Raw genomic sequence first — 21,362 nt, 5'->3', positions numbered from 1 at the left:
GGTCACCACTCCCCGAGGTGCGTCATGCGGTCGGCGATGCTCTGGGCGTCGGGTGCGTCGAGCGAGCCGACGAGCTCGCCGTCGGCGAGGAACAGGACCCGGTCGGCGTAGGACGCGGCGACGGGGTCGTGGGTGACCATGACGACGGTCTGGCCCAGCTCGGTGGCGGTCTCGCGCAGCAGCTCGAGCACCTGGCGTCCGGTGCGGGAGTCGAGCGCACCTGTCGGCTCGTCGCAGAACACCGCGTCGGGCCGGTTGATGAGTGCGCGGGCGATGGCGGCCCGCTGCTGCTGGCCGCCGGACAGCTCCTGCGGGCGACGCTCGGTGAGCTCGGCGAGGCCGACGGCCCGCGTCACTGCCAGGAACCACGCCTCGTCGACCGGACGGCCGGCGAGCAGGAGCGGCAGGGTGACGTTCTGGGCGACGGTGAGGTGCGGCAGCAGGTTGTACGCCTGGAAGACGAACCCGAGGTGGTCGCGGCGGAACTGGGTGAGCGCCGTCGGCGCCAGCCCGGAGATGTCGGTGCTGCCGAGGACGATCCGTCCGCTGGTCGGCCGGTCGAGCCCTGCCGCGCAGTGCAGCAGGGTGCTCTTGCCGGACCCGGACGGCCCCATGATCGCGGTGAACGAGCCGGTGGGGATGACGAGGTCGACCCCGCGCAGCGCGACGACGGGGTTGGCGCCGGAGCCGTAGGTCTTCACGACGCCCTCGAGCTGGACGGCGAGGGTCGGTGGTGCGGTGACGGGGTCGTGGGTCTCGGTGAACATGTGCAGGTCCTCACGTCGGGAGGGTGCCGGAGGCCCCTCGTTGCTCATGACGACGACGCTACGGAGACGCGGACGCCCGAACGATGGCGCCAGCAGGCCGATCCGGGGTGGTGCCAGCACACGAGCGCATGGTGGTGCCAGCACTACCGACAGCCCGGGACGTGCCCGGCATGATGGGCACATGACTCTCCCCCCCGACCCCGACAGCTCCGCGTGGCGGGTGCGTTACCGGGCTGCGGGGTACCTTCTCGTGGAGGGTGCGTACTGGCTCGCGTCGCTCGCCCTCGGTGCTGCCGCGATACTCGTCCTGCCCTTCACGGTGTTCGGCATCGGGTGGTCGCTGGTGCCCCGCGGGGCTGCCGCCTTCGACCGGCTGGCCGGCTCGGCGCTCGAGCGCGCAGGCCGGTTCCGCGGGGTGGCTGTCTCGCCCCGCACGCCCACCCCGGGGCATCCGCGCACCGTCGACGAGCTCATCCGGATCCTCACCGAGCCGGTGACCCGCCGCGCGCTCGGCTGGCTGGGCCTGCACATCCTCTTCGCGTTCGTGCTGGCGGTGCTGGCGTTCGGCGCGCCGTTCAACGTCGTCCTCTACCTCGCCACGAGCGCCCTGTCGTGGACGGACGCCGCCGTCGTCCGGGACGTCCTGCCGTTCTCGCAGCTCGTCACCCCGCCACCCACGGGGTGGCGACCCGCGCTCCTTGCGCTGCTGCTCAGCGCGGCCTACGGCGCGCTCGCCTGGTACGTCGTGCCGTGGGCGGCGCGGCGCCTGTCCGCGAGCACCGTGCTCCTGCTGGGTCGCACCCGGACGGCCGAGCTGTCCGAGCGCGTCGAGGCGCTCTCGGTGAGCCGTGCGGCCGCGCTCGACGCGCACGGCGCCGAGCTGCGCCGCATCGAGCGCGAGCTGCACGACGGCGCGCAGAACCAGCTCGTCGGGGTCGTCATGATGCTCGGACTTGCGCGGCGGGCCCTGGAGAACGACCCCGCCGCGGCGCTGCCGTTCGTGGAGCGCGCGCAGGACGTCGCGACCCAGGCGCTGTCCGGGCTGCGTGACGTCGTGCACGACATCTACCCGCCCGTGCTCGACGAGCTCGGTCTCGGTGGCGCGGCGTCGTCGCTCACGAGCCGCGCGCCGGTGCCCTGCACGCTCGACGTCGGCGGGCTGCGCCGCGCCCCGGCCGCCGTGGAGTCCGCCGCGTACTTCATGCTCGCCGAGGTGCTCACCAATGCCGCGAAGTACGCTGCGGCGACGAGCATCGACGTCACCCTGCGCACCGAGACCGTGCGCGGCGCGGACGTCCTCGTCATCGAGGTCCTCGACGACGGCTGCGGCGGTGCGACGCTCGACGGGTCCGGCACGGGCCTGGCGGGCATCGCGCGACGTGCCGCGGCGTTCGAGGGCGCGCTGCACCTGTCCAGCCCACCCGGTGGGCCGACCCGAATACGAGTGGAGCTCCCGTGCGGATCCTGATCGCCGAGGACGACGCGCTGCTGCGCGCCGGCATGACCCTGCTGCTGCAGAGCGAGGGCTTCGAGGTCGTCGCCGCCGTCGACAACGGCGACGACCTCTACGCCGCGTTCATGACGACGGAGGCCGACGGCGCGGTGCTCGACGTCCGCATGCCGCCGACGTTCACGAGCGAGGGACTCCAGACGGCGCTGCGGCTGCGCGAGGAGAAGCCCGGGTTCCCCGTGCTCGTGCTCTCCGCGTACGTCGAGGACCGGTACGCGTCGCGGCTCCTCGCCGGCGGGTCCGAGGGCGTGGGCTACCTGCTCAAGGAGCGGGTGGGCGACGTCGGGCAGTTCGTCGACTCCCTCCGCAAGGTCGTGGGCGGCGGGACGGTCATGGACTCCGAGGTGATCTCCCAGCTGTTCAGCCGGCGTGGCACGGACGACCCCATCCGGACCCTCACGCCGCGCGAGCGCGAGGTGCTCGGGCTCGTCGCCCAGGGCATGGACAACGCCGGGATCGCGGACACGATCGTCGTGTCCGAGGCCGCCGTGAGCAAGCACATCGGCAACATCTTCAGCAAGCTCGGCCTCGCGTCGTCGGACAGCGGCCACCGGCGGGTGCTGGCGACGTTGGCGTACCTGCGGTCGTGACGACCCGACGCCGTCCTCGCCTGGTGACTTGCGGGCTTGTCGTCGGTCGCACCACCGGCCAGGAGGCCGACGTCCTCGATGCACTCCGCCGCTGACCCGGCAGGGGGGCCACTCTCGTCTAGCCGAGCCGCCCAGCTGGTGGGTGGCACGACCATGGAGGTACGACGGTGCGGACGCTGTACGTCATCACACACCCCGAGGCCACACACCACGTCGACCGGCTCGTCGGTGGTCAGTTCAACTCCGCGCTGACCGAGCGGGGCGAGGCTCACGCGCGTCTTATCGCCGCGGCCCTGGCCAGACGCATCCCGGAGGGGACCCCAACGGTCGTCCTCACCTCGGACCTCCGGCGCACCCGTCAGACGGCAGAGGGCATCGCCGATCGACTGGATGCGGACCTCACGCTCGAGCCGAGGCTGCGAGAGAAGTCGTACGGCGCCGCTGAGGGCCGACCACAGGCCTGGCTGGACAGGAGGTTCATCCCGCCACCGGTGGTCGGTGAGCGGATGCGGCACGACGAAGGGTTGCCCGGGGCCGAGACGAAATGGGACCTGGCGGCCCGGGTCTACGCGGCGATGGAGGACATCGTGCGATCACCTGCTGAGCACGCGGTCGTGGTCACCCATGGCATGGCCGCCACGTTCGTCCTGGCCGCGTGGATCGCGATGCCCCTCGAGTCTGCGGGGAAGGTGGCCTTCCACTTCACGCCCGGTGGAATCTCGACGCTCGTCGAGGACGACTTCTTCCACAATCGCACGATCTACGAGCTGGACGACATCGGCCATCTCTCGATCTGAGTGCGGGACAACCGCCGAACCATGGGCGTACCGCCTCGGGGACTATTCGGCCGACCACGCCGTGAGCCACCGTCTCCGTATCTCCTCGGCAAGGGAGTCGACGTCGCGCCCATCTGTTGCCAGCCGGTGGACGTGCGATGCAGCGCTCGTGTCGAGGTGGCGCGCGGCAGCCGCTGACCGCTGGAGGTGAGCAGCGAGGGAATCGCCGTGCTCACGTCCAGCGAGGCGCGCGTGCGCGGTCGAGTCGGCCGCGGTGAGCAGGACCGCCGTGACCTCGGTGCCGACACCCATCGCGGCTGCAAGCGCGTCAGCGTGCAGCACACTCACCGTGTTGGTGAAGATCAGGCGCTCGTAGCCCAGGGCGCGATAGTTCGACCAGACCGCGGCGAGGTTGCGCTCCGCGAGGTGGTCCTCCCACGGTGGTGGCCACGCCAGGTCGAGCGCGTCACCCTCGATGACGGCGTGGCGGACACGCTCCGCGGCGAGCTGGTCATGCAGTGCGAACGCCACTGAGGACTTGCCGACGCCGGACCTCCCGCCGATGACCAAGAGGCTGGAATGTGTGCTCATGGGACATGACGGTACCCAGCGCAACCAGTGTTGGGGGGCGCGGCTCTCGGCCCGGCAGGGCACGGGGCGCGCCGTCCGCCGCGACGCGCTATCGTGCTGTACGAACGTACAGTGCGTTCGTACAGAGGGGTGGAACGAGATGAGCAAGCACACATGGGAACTCGTCATCGGAATCGTCATGATCGTCGGGGGGCTGGTGCTGTTCACCGTCTTCGGTGACGTCGAGACCCCGGTCATCGGCCTGCGGCAGACCGGCCTGGTGCTCACCGTGCTCGGGGTCGTCGAGATCGTGGCGACCGTGTGGTCGCGGACCCGGCCCGGTCGCCCCCAGGACTGATGGCGGTCACCCACCTGCTCGACGGCGTGCTGACCGTGCTCGCGGAGCAGGGCGTCGGTGCGCTGAGCGTGCGGAGCGTCGCCGCCGCAGCGGGCGTGTCCCCCGCTCAGGTGCAGTACTACTACCGCACCAAGAGCGAGCTCGTGCGCGCCGGCTTCGACCATGCCGGCGAGCAGTTCCTCGCGGACGTCGCAGCCGCACGGCCCACCACCCTCATGGAGGTCGTGCTGCAGTGGCTCCCCCTCGACGATCGGCGCGAACGCCGCGCCCGCGTGTGGCTCGCCTACGCCGCGATCTCGGCAGTCGATGCGGATCTCGCAACGTCTGCGGCGCGGCTCGACGAGGAGCTGCGTGGCTGGTTCATCGACCAGGGCCTCTCCGACGACGCGGCCGCACAGCTCTTCGCGATGATCGACGGCGTGACCGTGCAGTGCCTCATGCTGCCCCAGGACGCCCGTCAGTCGCTCGTGGACCGCACGATCGCGCCGTTCGTCGCGCAGATCGACACCGAATAGACCGAAGGAGCCGGCTCCGCGCGAGTGCTCATATCTGATTCATGTCGCGCCGAACCGCAAATGACGCGTATATGATTCATGGATGACTCCACCTGTGGATGAATCATCCGTGACGCACCTCCGGTTCTATCGTGGGCGCACCCCGGCCTCGCTGGCGAGCGCTGTCCGGGGTGCTCGCGTCTCCACGAAGCGCACTCAGGGCGAGCTCGCCGAGGCCATCGGCTCGTCCCGACCGACCATCTCCCGCATGGAGCGCGGGCTGCCCGTGGCGACCGACACGCTCATCGACGCCCTCACGGAGTGCGGGTACGAGCTCGTGGTCGTCCCCCGCGGATCCCGGGTGCAGGTCGAGCCGCCGTCATGACCCGCACCCTGTACGTCTGGCTGCGCGGCGAGCGCCTCGGCGAGGTCGAGAAGCTCCGCACCGGCCGCCTGCGCATGCGGTTCGACCCCGCGGCGCTCGACACCTACGGCGTGGGCTCGCGGCCGCTGTCGTTGTCGCTGCCACTCACCGAGAAGCGCGTCCAGGGCGATCATCTCGAGCGGTTCCTGGACAACCTCCTGCCCGAGGGCAGCGTGCGCGGCGCACTCGAGCGCAAGCACCGGCTCGCTCCCGGTGACAGCTTCGGCCTGCTGGCTCACATCGGCGCGGAGTGCGCCGGGGCCGTCCAGCTCACGACGGATGACGTCCCGCCGGGACCCGGCCGCCTCGTCGCCCTCGCCGACGACGAGGTCGACGGCATCGTGGCCCGCCTCCCCACCCTGGACCCGCCCCCCGGGCAGGTCGTGAGCGCGTCCCTCGGCGGCGTCCAGGCCAAGGTGCTGCTCGCCCGCACCGCCACCGGGTGGGCGTGGCCCGCGGAGGGCGCCATGTCGACCCACCTCATCAAGCCAGAGCCGACCTCCGACATCGCCGTCCCGGACCTCGTCCGGTGGGAGGAGTGGACGCTCCGCCTCGCGCGGACCGCCGGACTGCCAGCCGCGCACGCCGAGCTCGCGGACTTCGACGGCCGCCTCGCGCTCGTCGTCGAACGATTCGACCGGCACGACGGCGCACGGACACACCAGGAGGACCTCACCCAGGCGCTGGGGATCGCCACGCGCGACAAGTACGAGACGACGTCGACCGAGCAGCGGCTCCGGGCCGTCGCCCGCACCGCCAGCGGTGAAGCGCTCGTCCCGGACGCACTCGTCCGTGACCTGCTCGCCCAGGTCACCCTCAACCTGCTCATCGGGAACGGGGACGCGCACTCCAAGAACTACTCCCTGACGATCAGCGACACAGCCACGTATGCGATGGCCCCGCTGTACGACGTCGCGCCTGTGTACCTCCTCGACCCGGTCTTCCAGAGCTTCGGCCATCATCTCGACGGCCAGGGACGGCTGCGCCACCTCACCGTGAGCCACCTGCGGCGCGAGGCGACCACGTGGGGACTGAGCGACGGGGACGTCTGCGCGACGATCACGTCCGTGGCGACAGGTGTGCGCTCGGCCCTGACCGCCTGCACAGGAGTGGGCATCGACGTGGACCGCGTCGCGGGTCTGATCGACGCACGCGCCGCGGAGGCCCTGCAGGTCCTGTCGTGAACCGACCGCACCAACGGCCCGTCGTCCACGAGCTGTCCTCGATGAAGGTCTGTGCGGCCACCGACGTCCACCTCCAGAACAGGGCCTCCTCGCGTTCGCACACAAGTTGGTGCAGTGACTACCAGTCGACGCGTTTGAATTGCCTACGCGTCCGGGCTGGGGCACACGGCTGACCGTGGGCTCGCCCGTGCGGGCCTCCCCCCGGAAACGATCGTTTCGGTCGCGATCTCGGTGAGGGGAGGGCCCCGTTGCACCCAGGGAGGGGTTACTCCCTGGTCGCGTAAACGCGGAACCGGCGCTGCGTCACGGCGATGGGGGCTGAGGCCTCCAGGTCCTGGAGGCGCTGAGCGTGCTCTTGCACGATGAACCCTGGAACGTCCCACGGGACAAGGCCGAGGTAGGTGACGAGCGCGATGGCATCGCTGAAGGTCATCGATCCCTCCCAGGTGTCGACCTGGTCGATCCGCATCCCCGCTTCGCGGAGGGCACTCGCGTGGATCTCCAATGTGACGTCGGGGTGCAGGTACTCGCTCCCGAACCACTCGTGGAGCTCGGGGGCGTCGAATCCATCAACTTGTTGTGTCAGGAGCCGCCCCCCAGGAACTAGGACGCGTGCAACCTCTGCCGCGTCGTAGCTCTCGTGTCGAGCCATGACCAGGTCCAGGCTCTGGTCGGGGAGATCGAGGGAGTCTCCGTCCTCCGAGTCGTACTTCAGTACGGCTACGCCCCGGGGCGCGAGGCGTGCGCGCGCTACGGGGAGGTTCGGCTGCCACCCCTCAGACGCGACGACCTGAGGCGGAAGAACACACTCGTGCGACAGCGACTCCAGCAGCGTTGACAGTCGCTCGCCCCCGCCCGTCCCCAGGTCAAGAGCCCCGACCCGGGAGACACGCAGCGCTTGCAGGCAGTCGGTCTCGTAGTCCCACCAGGGGTCATCAGCGATGAGAGCGCCGTCGAGCCGTGAGAAGTCCCAGCCGACCATCTGCGACTCGGCATGGGCAGCCTCGAGCCGTTCGAGAAAGCGCACATCGACTCCTCGTCGGTGGGGATCGGGGGCTTCGGGCTGCGTCGGCTTCTTGGTCTGGTCGTCGGTCGCCACGGTAGAAGTCTGGCACCGAGCCGGATGCGCCCCGGGGGCTAGGCGAGCGGCTTCGCGTGCGGGAGAGCTGGTATGCCGTCGACCTACTCGTGGAGTTGTGTCAGGCGTTCGCTGAGGACCCGGTCGAGCGCCGCCCGGCCCGCCGGACCCCACGCCGGCTTGCCGCCGGGCATACCGCGGTCGCCGTTCTGCCCCATCAACATCAGGAAGAGGCATTTCAGAACGGCCTGCCCGCGGGCGCGCCGAATCGTCGCGTCGTCGGCCTTGGCGTATGCGGCAAAGAAGCGCGCTGCCGCCCCCATCGGCAGCAGCACCCACGCGGCCGCTAGGTCCACCGCCGGGTCGCCAGCGAACAGGTCGCCGAAGTCCACGACGCCCGCCAGTGTCCCGTCCGCGATCACGACGTTCGCCGGATGCAAGTCACTGTGCACCCACACCGGCGGCCCCGCCCACGCGGGAGCCGCAACGGCGTCGTTCCAGATGGCCCGAAGGGCGGCGGCGTCAGAGCCGATCGAATCCGCGTCCACGGATTCGAGAAAGTAGTTGAAGCCCTGCGTGAGGTCACTCGGGTGCCCACCACGGCCCGTGTCAGGCGGTGCATCCGTGGGGGCAGCCACATGCAGCGCCCGGAGGAACGCCGCCAGGGTGTCGGTCGCGTGCTCGCTGCGTGTGATCGACCCGTGGTCCAGCGGAAGGCCCGGCACCCACGTCATGACCGTCCACATCTTGGGGAATCGCTCAGACGGAGCACCACTTCGCACCGGGACAGGGATCGGCAATGGCAAGCGCGATGCGAGCAGCGGCAGCCACCGGCGCTCATTGAGCTGGTGACCGGTGTCGGTATCCATGCGCTGGATCCGCACCGCTAGTTCGTCCCCGAGGCGCCACATCTGGTTACCCCAGCCGCCCTCCACCTCACGAAGCGGCAGCTCAGCTAGGTCCGCGTGCTGGTCTCGCAACAGATCACGGACGAGGTCCGCGGTGATCTCGGTGCTGTCCTGCAACTCCGCCATGGAGAGAAACCTACTGAGGGTGTGCCACGGGCGACCTACCGCTCAGGCTGCCGTCCGGTGCGCTGAGCGCTGCCCACCGCACGCGCTCGGAAACGATGGTTATCGGATGGGTGCAGCCTCTTCGCCGTGGGCTGGCGTCGGGTAGTCGGTCGCGAGACCGTCGGACACGAGGGGCCGGGACCACGCGACCTCCCGGCCGAGCTGGCCGGTCTCCTGGAACAGGCGCACTTGATGCGTGTTCCTGAGTGCTTCGGCGAGTTCATCTCGGTCAGCGGGCTCGAAGCCCAGGCTCTGCCAGAACGGGCCGGAGCGACGACTGAACAACCACGCTGTCTCAGCCCCCTCCTCCGCCGCTCGGTCGAGTGCGAAACGAGCCAGGATGGTGCCCCGCCCGCGCGCTCTGTGCGTCGGGCTCACGGCAACGCTGCGGATCAATACATGACCGCCGTCGGCGCTGATCTCGTACCCCGTGCTCCCGACAATCTCGCCGCGCTCGTCGCGCTCGAGCCACAACCGGACACTCGGCGCATCCAGACCGCTCAAGGTCAGATCCACCTCGCCCAAGAACGCCCTGAGCTCCTCGACATCCGCTGCCCGGCACCGATCAAGCCCCATGTCGAGCAGTAAACCATCGGGCCACTACCGGTGCTACCAGCGCCCAGAAAGCGATCATTTGCGGACGAGAGACAGCTAGATCGTCCGTGAGAGGCTGTCACGGGCTGGCCCGGTCGCCATCCCTCGGGTGGCAGGGTGGGCACGAGGACGGCAGAGCGGCCCCGCTGCATCCCTGGTGACCGGCTCCCTATTGAGCCATGACTTCACGGTTCTGTTCTCCTAAGAGTCCCTCTGTGCGCGCCCGAGGTGACCATCGAGCGGTAGCAACCGAGGCGGTAAAACAGTGAACTCATCTCAAGTCTTACTTGCGACCGCAGTGAGCGTTGTCTTTCTAGCGTGCGCGACATCCTCGGTGATTGCTGTGTGTCGATCACGGGCGATCAGCGCTGTAGTGCGTTGCACCCTGAGCATCACCGTCGTCAGCATCGTTCTTGCCTGTTGGGTGTGGACTCACGTGCCCCGCCAAGCCGAGAGTTTGAACGGCTTGGCTACCTGCATTCAGGAGCCTCTCTTCGGGATGTCGGACAGCACAGATTCAGATCCCGAGTGCATCGAGGTCAATCGGAAAGCCGTAGGCCTGAGTCTCGCCCTGGCTGCCGCTTCCTCGGCCGGGGTAGTTCTCGCAGCACGATCCGCCCAGCAGCGCCCCTCGGAACGCAATCGCTCTCACATCGCACGGTAGGCGCGAGACGACGCACCTTCCGACGCGGAGTGGGTGCCGACATCAGCGCGTCGAGCCGCGTCGTGCACCATCACACAGCGTTGATCATCCAACACGCCGCGGACCCGAAAACGATCGTTTGCGGCGCGGGCGCGCTCGGACCTCTGGAAGTGGTGCCGCTAACGCTGTCCGAAACGGGTTCGTGGCGGGCGTTTACGGCGGACTCATCGCGCAACTGCTGCTCACGAGGGCTGCGAGCTGGGCGCTGGTCAACGTGAGCGTACGAGTTCCTTGATCCACGGGTGAGCCGGGTGGGCGGTCTCCAGTGCGCTTCGAAGCCATGCCGAGGCTTCATCAGTCATAGACGCACGAGCGGCATCGAAGTCCATCTGATCCTGCGGTCGAAGTCCCGGAGCTTTGTAGAGTAGTTGGATCTCCGGGCGCAAGTAGTTCACGCCCTCCTTGGTCCAGAGGATCTCGTCGAAGGCGAGTGTGACTCTCGGGTCTCGCTTGTAGGTCCATTGGGCCGGGGTGGCGTCCATCAGGATGACGTCGTACTCCCAAGGGCTGGCGCCGTTGGCCCTTAGCCACAGATTGCTGCAGGTTTTCGGCACCAGCCTGGAGGGGTCGACAAGTGGGAGCAGGTCGCCTCGGTTTGCCGCCCACGCGTCCAGGCGGCCGAGGAGATGCGCCCGCAGCAGATGCGCATCGGAGCGAGGGATGCTCGGGTCGATGTCGCCGTGAGGGCGTGAGACGCCCGTGAATGCCTCGATGGCCCACCCGCCGGCGATCCACCATGGGCCTGCGTAGCCCTCGAAGAGTTCAACTACGTCGCCGACCGTGCGTGAATGCCACGGCCCATAGAGTCGCACGATCTCGTTGTGGTCCACAGTGAGATGCTACGGATCTTCCACTCGCGTATCGGTCGGTGGCGTTGCCTGCCGCACCCGTCGAAAACGATCGTTTGCGGTACGTGAGCGAGGCGGGGTACGGCTGTGGAGTTGATCGCTATGGTGGCGTTCTGTGATGGCTGCGAGACGTTCCAAGCGGGCGACTCCGCCGCGTGCCGGCGGCTCATTGCGAGAATCCGAACGGAGCAGCTGATGAAGGCCGCACACTGTTCGCACCGTACTTTCTAGAGGCCACCCGGATGTAGGCCCCGCTTAAGGAGTCGCATTGCTCAGTTCCGATTTCGGTCGCATCCGCTACGAGTGGCGTGGATCGTTCACCAATCAAGAAGTTAGTAGGTTGCACGCTGAGGGCTTCGAACACTGCATCCAGGACACACTGTGGGACCACCAGCTCAACAACCACAGCCTGGGCTGGGTTACCGCACGCGACGCTCACGGACTGATCGGCTTCGTCAACATCATCTGGGACGGACGTGCCCACGCCTTCGTCGAAGACACTCTCGTCGCGGTGCGTGCCCGTCGGAAGGGCGTGGGCGTCCGCCTGATCGAGGTCGCGCGTGAGCATTCCTCCGACGCGGGCTGCGAATGGCTCCACGTCGACTTTGAGGACCACCTCAAGAGCTTCTACTTCAACGCATGCGGCTTCGTCCCAACCAACGCCGGACTCATCAAGCTTCGGTGAAGGTCGGTGCGGCGCGCGTCGAGCCAAGCGCGTCCACGCTATCCACAGCGACCTGCCCTTGGAGACGATCGTTTTCGGGGAGTCAGAGCGCTCCTCGAGCAGTAGCGGACGATAGACACGACCCACCGCCGCTCATAGTCGGGTCATGCCGATGAGCTCTCCCCCCGCCATGCGCCATACCTGGTCAACCGTCCTCGCCTGCGCAGTGGCCTTGACTGTCGTGGTGACGGCCTACCTCATCGGGCGCCATACCGGACGAGGGCCCCTGGCATATCGGACGGCAGCGCGGCCCTCACTCGGTGAGGTCTCCGGCCAGCAGGCTGTGGACGACGGTGTCCCGGCGACCCGATTTGAACGTCATGTGCGAGCGCAGGACGCCTTCGCGCCGGAAGCCGCATCGCTGAGCTACCCGCTGCGAGGCGATGTTGTCGGGGCCGCAGGTCAGTTCCACGCGCGCGAGGTTCAGGGCGTCGAAGCCCCAACCCGTCAGCAGCCGAACGGCTGTGGTCGCGGCACCACGACCACGCGCCGCCGTCGTGAGCCAGTACCCGATGGACGCCCGTCGCTGCTTCAGATCGACCGCGTACAGCGACACACCGCCCCACAGCATCCCCGTGCCGCGCGCCGCCACCGCCAGCTGCAACTCCTGCCCCGCGATCCGCGAGCGCTGCTGGTCCTCCAAGAACCGCTGCGCGTCCTCGACGAGGTATGGGTCAGGGGACGGCCATGTGAACGCCAGCACCTCCGGGTCAGCGAAGGCCGCATGCAGAGCGACCGCCTCGTCGGCGAGCCACGGTCGCAACAGGACACCACCGGAGGACAAGTCCGGGTCAGGCAGCGGTAGGGCGCTCACCGCACGCAGCATAGAGCCCCGCAACCACGGGCGACCCCGCACGCACTCATCTCGCGCACGTGGTGCGGCGCCGAGGCATAGTCGGGCCGGGGTGTCCCGGCTACGGGGTGTGCAGGGCGTCCTCTGGGTGCTCCAGGCGCAGCCGGTGGCTGATCTGGCTCCCGCACTCATCGACGGACCAACGAGCTCGTCGTACTCCCTGGGCGATTGCACGACGGTCTTGGCGATGGCGGGTGGATCAGCGGGCGAGGTCGCGTCGACGGAATCCGGTGAACCCGATGAGCAGGAAGCCGATCGTGAACAGGGTGATCCACAGGAGCCCGGTGGGGTCGACGGGGGTCGCGGTGACGGTGGGGACGTGCCAGAAGGGGCTGATCCCCAGGACCCAGTCGTCCAGTCCGAAGGTTGGACCGAGGAGGGTGAGCGCGAAGGACGCCAGGACTCCGATCCAGGCGGCGAGGCTGACTGCGGGCCTGGCACCGACGACGGCGGCTGAGATGGCGACGACGGTCCACACGGCTGGGATCGTGGCGAGGGCCTGCAGGAAGGCGTCGGAGAAGGTGACGCCGATGTCGGCTCCCGAGGCCAGGGACGCGACGAGGGTGCCGGCGATCAGCAGATAGATGGTGGGTGCGCCGAGTGCGAAGAGCACGTTGCCGGCGTAGTAACGGGGGCGGGTGACGGCGGTGGCCATGACCGGCTCCACGCGATCCTCCATCTCTTCGCTGCGGACCTTGAGCATGGTCTGAACGCCGGGGATCGCGGCGATGATGCCGACCAGGCTCAGGATCGTGACGAGGAACGCGGAGATGAGCTGGGACTGCCCGGTCGCACCGGCGGCGAGGATCCGTTGGGCCGCGCTGTCGGAGCCCAGGACATCGGTGATGGAGGTCGCGAGGTATCCGAACACGATGCCCAGCAGTGCGAAGGCGATGGTCCAGGTGAGGAAGGGGCCGCGGTTGAGCCTCAGCGTCAGGCTCCAGGCGGTGCGGGCCTTGCCGCGCGCAGGTCCGGGTCCGGGCTTGATCGCTCCCTGCCCGAAGTCGCGACGCGCTTGCAGGACGAACGCGATGACCAGGGCGGCGAACGTGAATGCGACGGCAAGCAGCAAGGGCCACCAGTGGTCTCCGGTCGCTGGCCGGGTTTCGGTCATCCAGCCGAGCGGGTTGATCCACACGGTCCATTCGGGGGCCTTGACGGAGTAGGCGAATCCGCGCAGGACGAACAGGGCGCCGAGGGTGGCCACGGCGATGGAGTTCGCGGTGCGCGCGTCCGAGCCGAGCTGGGCGGTGACTGCCGCGACGCCGGTGAACATCCACCCCGTCGCGGTGAACGTGGCCCCGAGCAGCATCGAGGCTTCCCAGCCTCCCCCGCAGGCCACGGTGAGCAGGCCGGAGACCAGGCCGAGCAGGAGAGAACCGATCAAGGCCATCGCGACGCCGGTGAGCAGACGGCTGGAGCGTCCGAGCACGCCCGAGGCAAGGAGCTCGGCCTGTCCGGAGTCCTCCTGGCCCCGGGTAGCGCGGATGACGGCGAAGATCGCGCCGAGTGCGGCGAGGAAACCGCCCAGTGCCAGGGCACGCCAGGCGTTGAACCCGTCGGCGGTGGTCACGTCGAACGCGGGTCCGAAGATCAGGCCGAGGGCCGGGTTCGCGCCGACCGTGCTCGCCAGGCCCTGTCGGGCTTCCGCGGTGGGAAAGACCCAGGGATGGACGAGGACCGAGGAGGCGGACAGGACGGTCGCGATCACGATCCACGGCGCGAAGCCGCGCCCGTCGTGCTTGAGCGAGGTGCGCAGCAGCGGGAGGGTGCCGGTGAGGCTTCCGCCACCAACCCGGGGGGCAGAGGTTGCGGCCGCGGTCATCGTGTCGTTCGTGTGGCCGGTGCTGCGTCCTCGTCCTCGTACAGGCGAAGGAACAGGCTCTCCAGCGACGGGGGCTCGACGGTCAGGGACGCGAGCCCGTACCCCGTCAGGAGGGTCATGGCATCACCGATGCGGTCGGACTCGACGGTCGCGTTGAGACGGTTGCCATCGAGGCGGACGTCGTGCAGCCCGGCGAGCTTCTGCGGGTCCGGGACTCGCTCGAGGACGGCGTGCACAGCGGTGCGGGTGTCACCTCGCAGGTCAGTCAGGGTGCCGGACCGGACGATCCTCCCGTCGCGGATGATGCTGAGCCGGTCTGCAAGGGTCTCGATCTCCGCCATGATGTGGCTCGAGAGCAGCACCGTCGCGCCGCGCCCCTTGGCCTCAGCTATGACCTCTTGGAACACGTTCTCCATGAGAGGGTCCAGACCGCTGGTCGGTTCGTCGAGGATGAGCAGCTCGGCATCGGAGGCCAGGGCCGCGACGATCGCCACCTTCTGACGGTTTCCCTTGGAGTACTGCCGGCCACGCTTGGTCGGGTCGAGCTCGAATCGCTCGACAAGCTCCGTGCGACGCCTCTCGTCCAAGCCTCCACGCATGGACCCCAGCAGGTCGATAGCCTCTCCGCCTGTCATCCCCGGCCACAGCGACACGTCCCCGGGCACGTACGCGAGGCGTCTGTGCAATGCCACCACGTCGCTCCACGGGTCCTGACCCAGCAGACGCACCGTCCCGCCGTCGGCCCTGAGCAGCCCGAGCAGGACGCGGACGGTCGTGGACTTCCCGGCACCGTTGGGGCCGAGGAAGCCGTGCACCTGGCCGCGCTCGACCTGCAGGTCCACCCCTCGCAACGCCTGGAACTTCCCGTAGGACTTCGTCAGCCCGTCGATCTCGATCACTGGCTCGGCCGCGCTCATGCGTCTCTCCTTGCCTGCGGGCCACCGTCCGTGGCGCACTTCCAGGAAACTCTGCGGGTGAGGAACTCGGCAAGTGGGGAGTGGGATTTGGGTGATCACAGAGCACCGAACCGAGGCCGGCCGTCGCCCGAGCGGGCGCCCCACCGGGACACCGATCGGCCAGGAGACTCTGGCAACATGCACCGATGGCTTCCCCTCAGGTCCACACCCGCATCGCCGCCGGCCGGCGGCACTCGGTAGGGATCGATACGAGCGGACTGGTGCTGACTGCCGGGCGCGCAGGCTCAGAGGAGTTGCGCACGACTGGATGGAGCAACGTCACCGCGGTCGCAGCGGGAAGCGTGCACACCGCACCCAACACCGGGCGTTCCCACACGGTAGGACTGCGCAGAGACGGAACTGTCCTCGCGACCGGTTGGAACAACGAAGGTCAGTGCGACGTCCACGACTGGGGCGACATCGTCAGCATCGCCGCTGGCTGGCGACGCACACTTGCTGTCGTTGCCGACGGAACAGCCCGTGCGACCGGGCGTCGCAACGAAGGAGCCAACAATGTCGAAGGATGGTCCGACCTTGTAGCCCTGGCGGCCGGGGACTGGCACTCCGTCGGTCTCCGCAACGACGGCACGGTCCTGGCAACTGGGAACAACCGCAGGGGACAGTGCGAAGTCGCCGGATGGCGCGGAGTCGACGCGATCGCTGCGGGCTACCTCCACACCGCCGCCCTCACCAGACACGGGCGAGTAGTCGCAGTCGGCGATCGTTCCGCTGGCATCCAGGACGCGTGTGCGTGGCGAGACGTCATAGGCCTTGCGACCGGAAGCCGTCACACCGTGGCAGTCCTCGCTGGAGGGCGGGTGCTGGCGGCAGGTGACAACAGCCGTGGGCAGTGCGACGTCGAACACTGGCGAGGCGTGGTGGCGGTCGCGGCAGGATCAACCCACACGCTCGGCCTGCGCTCGGACGGGACGGTCCTCGCAACAGGCAACAACGACGACGGCCAGTGCGACACCGCTGGCTGGCGGCTATCACCCGACCGATAACGGTGGTCAGTGGGTGATGGTGGTCTGCGGGTACAACGTCAGCGCGAGTTGGTCGCCGACGAGCGAACAGTGGCTCTCCATCCGCGGCGTTCGAGACTCAGGAGGTTGTCCAGCGCTAGTTCGTCTGCGGGCATGCCGCAAGGCTGCTCACGGACGCCGGAGGTCCGTCACGGGCGTCTGCGGCACGAAGCCGGAGGCCTTGTAGGTCGCTAGCTCCTCACACGCGGCTCACCGGCTGTGAGCAGGTGCACGGAGCCGACGAATGATCACGTGTGCGCCGTCTATCGTGGCGCCGTGAGCAACGTCCAGCTGACCGGCCACCTCATCTGCGCGACGGCGGAGGAAGCTGCCACTGTTGCGCGCTGTCTGCCTAGCCACATCGATCTGACCCGCGCGGAGGCCGGTTGTCTTGCCTTCGATGTGACTCCGACCCCGGACCCGCTCGTGTGGACGGTCTCGGAGCTCTTCGAGAGCGCGGAAGTTTTCAGGCGCCACCAGGTGCGCGTCACGGAGAGCGAGTGGGGCCGAGAGACGAGGGGCATCGAACGCGACTACGTGGTGCAGGGGCTGCCCGGCTGATCACCCAGGAGTAACGGGTTCTCCGGCTCCTGGCGCGAGCTTCCCGATCTGTTGGGTTCGTCCAGACCCGCCCGGTCAGTCGACGTGGAACATCGTCTTGGCGGTACGGCCCACCACGCTCGTCATGCCGGCATCGACGGCACCGCCGATCACTCCGCCGACAAGCGGCACCCCTTTCGCCAGTGTGACCATCGAGCGCTTCGTTCCGTACTTGGCCAGCAGCATGAAGCCGACCTTCTTGTTGATCTGGTGAACAACGGACATCGGGAGCTTCTTGATCACCTGCATCGCCAGCTTCTCCCCGACCTTGATCCCGACGGTCCGCGCGACCTGCTGGGCGTTGGAGCCGAGGGCGACGATCATCGCCACCGTCCGGACGTGCGGATCCGTGGGGTCGTAACCGCGCAGATAGGCGACTGCAGCAGCAAGCCGCGCGTTGATGACGAGCGCGCCAGCCATGTTGGCCGGGACGGTGACGGGCATAAGGACGAAGCCACCCAGCCCGGTGACGAAGCCACTGACTCCAGCGGCTTCCACCGATTCGATGATCAGCCGCTTGATCGCCTTCTCGACGTCGTCCCGATCCTCAGCGAGTACCGGGCGAGTCCGCTCGTGGTTCGGTACGTAGCGGCCGCCCTGCACCCTCGACAGCCTGTCTTCCGCCCAGGCGATCGAGCCGGCGAAAGGACCGACACCGGAATCGATGACGCTGCCGATCATCTTCACCAGCTGGGCCGACGCCTTGTCGGCAGCCGCCGTCGGAGCCCCCTCCGCTCCCGGCAGGGCAGCGTCGTGCTGAGTCGGGTCGGTCATCGCGGAACCTCTCGTAGTCCGGCATCCAACGCACTCACGGTAGGGCGCGCGGAGTCACACCCCCTACCGGCGACCCCGACCGAATTCTTCACGGTGCCCGCCCGGCAAGAACGCCCCATGTGACCGGGGCCAGGGACTAGCGGTTGTGGGTCAGGCCCGTGAGCGCGTGTGCCGCCGTATAGGTTCACAGCGTGGTCTACGACGCCCTGGCCGAGAGCCTCATACTCATCGAGTCCTGTGAGGTCACGCCGGTCGCTCGCCTGAGCCGGCGTCGCCGGCATGCCGCGGTCGCGGTCGACGTCGCCGACGACATCGCGGTCACGATGTTCGTACGCAGAAGCGTGGGGTGCACCGTCGAAGAGAGCCACGTCCTCGCTCGCCACGGGGGAGAGTGGTTCATGCTCGGCGGTGGTGGCGGCCCGGCAGCGGATGACGCACTCGACCACCGACCTGCTGAGCTCCCTGAGGGACTCCGCGGGGCGCCAGGTGTGGATCCTCGGGTGCTGGTGCTCGAAGGTTCCGGTGGGGTTCGGGATGGCCGCGCGGGGAACGTCTGGCGGCCCCACGGGCGGTGGATCAACTACGGCACGATCCGGGTCAACGCAGACGTCGCCCGGGTCGCTGTCAGCGATCGGCAGGTCGTGGTTCCGTGGCACGGGCGAGTCGCCATCGTCTGGCCCGGACGCCGGCCTCAGGAACTGGCGATCCTTGGCCACGACGGCACGCGGCTTGGACACGCCGCACTGCTGCCGTCTGACCAGCTAGGTCCCTGATAGACCAGTGACGATTGTCATCGGGGCGTGATGAGTGTGCCCTGATGAAACCTCACGCGGGGGCCGTCGCCCGCGGTGTCCCAGACGGATGCATGGCGGCTCGTCGCGCCCGGGCCGCAGATGCGATAGGTCACCAACGTCAGGGTCGGGCTCAGCTCGCTGTACTCCCACTCGTCGGTGACCGGCGCCGCCCGCTCTTCCACTCCCGCCAACAGCTCGATGATCTCGGCGCGCGTCCAACGACCGCCGTACCGATCCACCTCGACGAACTCTTCATGGAGGAGCTCGCGCAGGCGAGCGGAATCGTGCTGCACGTCCGTCGTGAGGAGCGATTCTTCGAGCGAGCGGAGGAGGGTGTGGCTCATGACGGTCAGCCCTGCGCTGCCCCTGCGGACAGCTCGGTGATCTTCTCGCGCAGCACCGGCAGGGCCATGGTCAGCCGCAGCACGTTCCGTGCCGTGCGCTGGATCTCCCCGAGGGTGATCCCGTCGGGCCGGGCGAGCGAGTCGAGGAGAGACGCCGCGGCCTCGGCGTCGAACTCGCCTGTCTCGTGGTCCACCCAGCCGCCGGGCATGAACACGTCGACCTGCGCGCGGACGCGGTACGCGTCGTCGGACAGGGCCGGGAAGTCGGGGTCGACGGACCGCTGCATCCACCAGTCGGTGATGACGGTGCCCTCGAAGCCCCACTCGTCGCGCAGGATCGCGGTGCACAGCTCGTCGTTGTAGTGCGACCACACGCCGTTGATCTTGTTGTACGACGTCATGATCGTCAGCGGCGCCGACTCGGTGACGCAGATCTGGAACCCGCGCAGGTAGATCTCTCGCAGCGCCCGCTCCGAGACGCGCGAGTCGTTGAGGTTGCGGTTGGTCTCCTGGTTGTTGGCCGCGAAGTGCTTGGGGCACGCCCCGACGCCCGCCTCCTGGACCCCACCCACGACGGCGGCGGCCATGAGGCCGGTGACGAGCGGGTCCTCGGAGAAGTACTCGAAGTTCCGCCCGCACAGCGGGTCGCGGTGGATGTTCATACCGGGGCTGAGCAGCACCTGCGTGCCCTTGCGGACCATCTCGGCGCCGTGGTGGGCGGCGAGGCGCCGCACGAGCGGGGTGTTCCACGTCGCCGCGAGCGCGGCGCCGCACGGCAGGAGCGACGCGTAGGCGGCGAGCCGGATGCCGGACGGGCCGTCCGTCGTCGTGACGGGCGGCACGCCCTTGGCGCGCAAGGACCCGGTGATGCCGCCGAGCACGCCGGCGTTGCCCTTCGCTCCGAGCGGGCTGTCCATGATGCGGTCGCCGCGGGTGAGCGCCTCGAGCTCCTCGTCCGACAGCTGCGCGACGAACGCGTCGAGCGTCGCCGTGCCCTCCGCGACGTCGGCGAGGGTGATGCCGTGGTCACCCGTCTGCTCGACCGCGGGGACGTCGCGCGCCTCGATGCGCTCCCGGCGCGAGGCCTGGCGCGTGGGGACGTCCTGCCACCCGACGACGGCGTTGCCCGCCTCGTCACGTGCGACGACCATCCGCTGGAACGGGTTCTCGACCGCCGGTGCGCACTGCTCGGTGAGCTGCTCGACGACGCGGAGCTCGTCGAGCGTGAAGGTCGCGACCTCGGCCGCCGTCCGCACATCCGTGCCGGCGAACACGGTGTAGGTCCCGGCTTCGAGGACGTAGGCGGAGCGGTGCCCGGTGACCCCCGAGTCGTCGTACGACGCCAGGGACGAGACGGGCACGGTGACGTGCACGATGTCCGTCTCGCCCGGGGCGAGCAGACGGGTCTTCGCGAAGCCTGCGAGGGAGCGTGCGGGCTTGCCCAGCGCGCCGTCGGGTGCCTGGACGTACACCTGGACGACCTCGGCGCCGAGGTGCTCGGTGCCCGTGTTGCTCACGCGCGCGGCGACGGTGATCGCCTCGGCGCTGACCTCAGCCGTCGTCGCCATGTCGAGCCGCGTGTAGCCCAGCCCGAACCCGAACGGGAAGAGGACGGCGTCCTGCGCGAAGGTCTCGAAGTAGCGGTAGCCGACGTAGATGTCCTCGGCGTACACGTTGTGGTCGAGCCCACCGAAGTTGGGGGCGCTCGGGTAGTCGGCGTAGTGCCGCGCGATGGTGTCCGTGAGTCGGCCGCCGGGCACCTGGACGCCGGTGAGCACGTCCGCGATCGCCCGCGCGCCCTCCATGCCGCCCTGCCACGCGTAGAGCACGGCGGAGATCTTCTCGCCGTACTCCTCGACCCACGCGAGGTCGACGACGTTGCCGCAGTCGAGGACGACGACGGTGCTGGAGAACTCGGCTGTCACGGCGTCGAGCAGCTCGGTCTCGGCATCCGTGAGGTAGTAGCTGCCCTTGGTCAGCTCGTTCTCGCGCGCCTCACCGGCGGCACGGCCGATGACGACGACGGCGACGTCCGCCCGTCCGGCCGCGTCGCGGACGCTCCCGCGGTCGAGGGGCATCTCCTCGAAGTAGCGCGGCCAGTTGCCCCAGTCGCCCTCGTCCGGACGGTTGTCCGCGCACCAGCGGGTGTACGTCTCGGCGAGCTCCGCGTCGACGGCCACCCGGCCGCCGTCGCGCAGCGCGTCGAGGAGGTTCCAGGAGTACGGGGCGTTGACGTCCCCGCCGGAGCCGTATCCGACCGCGAAGTAGTCGATCTGGACCCGCCCGAACAGTGCGACGGTCGCGCCCTCGCGCACGGGCAGCGTGCCGTCGTTGGTGAGCAGGACCGCCCCGTCCGCAGCGGACTCCCGGCACAGGGCCGCGAGCTCCGGCTCGACGAACGTGTCGGTGTCGACGAGGCCCGTCGAGGCCTGGGCGAGCTCCTGCTCACCGGCAGAGAGGGACGGGACGGGGGTGTCGGACGGCGTGCTCACGGGTGCGTC

General features: G+C 68.9%; 23 protein-coding genes. 11 read left to right on the top strand and 12 right to left on the bottom strand.

Annotated elements, in window-relative coordinates; translation table 11 throughout:
- Positions 1 to 2 precede the first annotated feature (2 nt).
- Positions 3 to 767, bottom strand: a complete 765-nt coding sequence (locus AC54T1_RS03475; protein ID WP_484344245.1) for an ABC transporter ATP-binding protein — start codon at positions 765 to 767, stop codon at positions 3 to 5.
- A 181-nt stretch (positions 768 to 948) separates the two neighbouring features.
- Here AC54T1_RS03475 and AC54T1_RS03470 point away from each other — a divergent pair, with 181 nt between their 5' ends.
- The 3 genes from AC54T1_RS03470 (at position 949) to AC54T1_RS03460 (ending at position 3,664) form a co-directional block, all read left to right on the top strand.
- Positions 949 to 2,235 carry a sensor histidine kinase gene (locus tag AC54T1_RS03470; RefSeq protein WP_484343938.1) on the top strand — a complete coding sequence of 429 codons (1,287 nt, stop codon included), beginning with the start codon at positions 949 to 951 and terminating at the stop codon, positions 2,233 to 2,235.
- A complete protein-coding gene (locus AC54T1_RS03465) occupies positions 2,223 to 2,867 on the top strand; it encodes a response regulator (RefSeq protein ID WP_496911044.1) in 645 nt (214 codons plus the stop codon). The genes AC54T1_RS03470 and AC54T1_RS03465 overlap by 13 nt, the downstream gene beginning before the upstream one ends.
- A gap of 167 nt (positions 2,868 to 3,034) precedes the next feature.
- Positions 3,035 to 3,664, top strand: coding sequence for a histidine phosphatase family protein (locus tag AC54T1_RS03460; RefSeq protein WP_496911043.1), 630 nt, complete (start codon positions 3,035 to 3,037; stop codon positions 3,662 to 3,664).
- Between the two features lie 42 nt (positions 3,665 to 3,706).
- Here the strand turns inward: AC54T1_RS03460 and AC54T1_RS03455 are convergent, their stop codons facing one another.
- Complete coding sequence (locus AC54T1_RS03455) at positions 3,707 to 4,234, bottom strand: ATPase (RefSeq protein WP_496911042.1); 528 nt, start codon at positions 4,232 to 4,234, stop codon at positions 3,707 to 3,709.
- Between the two features lie 139 nt (positions 4,235 to 4,373).
- On the opposite strand from AC54T1_RS03455, the gene AC54T1_RS03450 reads away from it, so the two are divergent.
- The 4 genes from AC54T1_RS03450 (at position 4,374) to AC54T1_RS03435 (ending at position 6,673) form a co-directional block, all read left to right on the top strand.
- The gene (locus tag AC54T1_RS03450) at positions 4,374 to 4,571 is read left to right on the top strand and encodes a DUF5708 family protein (RefSeq protein WP_496911041.1); all 198 of its coding nucleotides are present in this window, start codon (positions 4,374 to 4,376) and stop codon (positions 4,569 to 4,571) included.
- On the top strand, positions 4,571 to 5,086 hold the full coding sequence (locus tag AC54T1_RS03445) for a TetR/AcrR family transcriptional regulator (RefSeq protein WP_496911040.1): 516 nt from the start codon (positions 4,571 to 4,573) through the stop codon (positions 5,084 to 5,086). The genes AC54T1_RS03450 and AC54T1_RS03445 overlap by 1 nt, the downstream gene beginning before the upstream one ends.
- Before the next feature lie 82 nt (positions 5,087 to 5,168).
- A complete protein-coding gene (locus tag AC54T1_RS03440) occupies positions 5,169 to 5,450 on the top strand; it encodes a helix-turn-helix transcriptional regulator (RefSeq protein WP_496911039.1) in 282 nt (93 codons plus the stop codon).
- Entirely contained in the window at positions 5,447 to 6,673 is a 1,227-nt protein-coding gene (locus AC54T1_RS03435; RefSeq protein ID WP_496911038.1) for a type II toxin-antitoxin system HipA family toxin, read from the top strand. Before AC54T1_RS03440 ends, AC54T1_RS03435 begins: the two co-directional genes overlap by 4 nt.
- A 265-nt stretch (positions 6,674 to 6,938) precedes the next feature.
- On the opposite strand, the gene AC54T1_RS03430 is transcribed toward AC54T1_RS03435, so the two are convergent.
- The 4 genes from AC54T1_RS03430 to AC54T1_RS03415 form a co-directional block, all read right to left on the bottom strand.
- Positions 6,939 to 7,772 carry a class I SAM-dependent methyltransferase gene (locus tag AC54T1_RS03430; RefSeq protein ID WP_496911037.1) on the bottom strand — a complete coding sequence of 278 codons (834 nt, stop codon included), beginning with the start codon at positions 7,770 to 7,772 and terminating at the stop codon, positions 6,939 to 6,941.
- Between the two features lie 83 nt (positions 7,773 to 7,855).
- A complete protein-coding gene (locus AC54T1_RS03425; protein ID WP_496911036.1) occupies positions 7,856 to 8,785 on the bottom strand; it encodes an aminoglycoside phosphotransferase family protein in 930 nt (309 codons plus the stop codon).
- A gap of 99 nt (positions 8,786 to 8,884) precedes the next feature.
- Positions 8,885 to 9,400 carry a GNAT family N-acetyltransferase gene (locus AC54T1_RS03420; RefSeq protein ID WP_496911035.1) on the bottom strand — a complete coding sequence of 172 codons (516 nt, stop codon included), beginning with the start codon at positions 9,398 to 9,400 and terminating at the stop codon, positions 8,885 to 8,887.
- A 930-nt stretch (positions 9,401 to 10,330) separates the two neighbouring features.
- Positions 10,331 to 10,951: a nucleotidyltransferase domain-containing protein gene (locus AC54T1_RS03415; RefSeq protein ID WP_496911034.1), complete on the bottom strand. Its 621-nt coding sequence runs from the start codon at positions 10,949 to 10,951 to the stop codon at positions 10,331 to 10,333.
- 286 nt (positions 10,952 to 11,237) lie between these two features.
- Between AC54T1_RS03415 and AC54T1_RS03410 the strand changes: the two genes are divergently transcribed.
- Positions 11,238 to 11,654 (top strand): GNAT family N-acetyltransferase, encoded by a 417-nt coding sequence (locus tag AC54T1_RS03410; protein WP_496911033.1) that lies wholly within the window; start codon positions 11,238 to 11,240, stop codon positions 11,652 to 11,654.
- Positions 11,655 to 11,946: 292 nt separating this feature from the next.
- Here AC54T1_RS03410 and AC54T1_RS03405 read toward each other — a convergent pair whose 3' ends face one another.
- From AC54T1_RS03405 to AC54T1_RS03395, 3 genes are all read right to left on the bottom strand, one after another.
- A complete protein-coding gene (locus tag AC54T1_RS03405; RefSeq protein WP_496911032.1) occupies positions 11,947 to 12,507 on the bottom strand; it encodes a GNAT family N-acetyltransferase in 561 nt (186 codons plus the stop codon).
- A gap of 238 nt (positions 12,508 to 12,745) precedes the next feature.
- On the bottom strand, positions 12,746 to 14,371 hold the full coding sequence (locus AC54T1_RS03400; protein WP_496911031.1) for an ABC transporter permease: 1,626 nt from the start codon (positions 14,369 to 14,371) through the stop codon (positions 12,746 to 12,748).
- Positions 14,368 to 15,288, bottom strand: a complete 921-nt coding sequence (locus AC54T1_RS03395) for an ABC transporter ATP-binding protein (RefSeq protein ID WP_496911030.1) — start codon at positions 15,286 to 15,288, stop codon at positions 14,368 to 14,370. The genes AC54T1_RS03400 and AC54T1_RS03395 overlap by 4 nt, the downstream gene beginning before the upstream one ends.
- Positions 15,289 to 15,473: 185 nt before the next feature.
- Between AC54T1_RS03395 and AC54T1_RS03390 the strand changes: the two genes are divergently transcribed.
- A complete protein-coding gene (locus tag AC54T1_RS03390; RefSeq protein WP_496911029.1) occupies positions 15,474 to 16,331 on the top strand; it encodes an RCC1 domain-containing protein in 858 nt (285 codons plus the stop codon).
- Between the two features lie 294 nt (positions 16,332 to 16,625).
- Entirely contained in the window at positions 16,626 to 16,910 is a 285-nt protein-coding gene (locus AC54T1_RS03385) for a putative quinol monooxygenase (protein ID WP_496911028.1), read from the top strand.
- Between the two features lie 75 nt (positions 16,911 to 16,985).
- Here AC54T1_RS03385 and AC54T1_RS03380 read toward each other — a convergent pair whose 3' ends face one another.
- Complete coding sequence (locus AC54T1_RS03380) at positions 16,986 to 17,723, bottom strand: EcsC family protein (protein ID WP_496911027.1); 738 nt, start codon at positions 17,721 to 17,723, stop codon at positions 16,986 to 16,988.
- Between the two features lie 191 nt (positions 17,724 to 17,914).
- On the opposite strand from AC54T1_RS03380, the gene AC54T1_RS03375 reads away from it, so the two are divergent.
- Positions 17,915 to 18,496 (top strand): hypothetical protein, encoded by a 582-nt coding sequence (locus tag AC54T1_RS03375; protein WP_496911026.1) that lies wholly within the window; start codon positions 17,915 to 17,917, stop codon positions 18,494 to 18,496.
- Positions 18,497 to 18,513: 17 nt separating this feature from the next.
- Here AC54T1_RS03375 and AC54T1_RS03370 read toward each other — a convergent pair whose 3' ends face one another.
- Complete coding sequence (locus AC54T1_RS03370) at positions 18,514 to 18,861, bottom strand: DUF4440 domain-containing protein (protein WP_496911025.1); 348 nt, start codon at positions 18,859 to 18,861, stop codon at positions 18,514 to 18,516.
- A 5-nt stretch (positions 18,862 to 18,866) separates the two neighbouring features.
- Positions 18,867 to 21,353 carry a glycoside hydrolase family 3 protein gene (locus AC54T1_RS03365; protein ID WP_496911024.1) on the bottom strand — a complete coding sequence of 829 codons (2,487 nt, stop codon included), beginning with the start codon at positions 21,351 to 21,353 and terminating at the stop codon, positions 18,867 to 18,869.
- Between the last annotated feature and the right edge of the window lie 9 nt (positions 21,354 to 21,362).

The sequence above is a fragment of the Sanguibacter sp. Z41_6 genome (assembly GCF_059621145.1).
The sequence above is the reverse complement of the archived record's forward strand: the minus strand, read 5'-3'. Positions and strand labels throughout refer to the sequence as shown.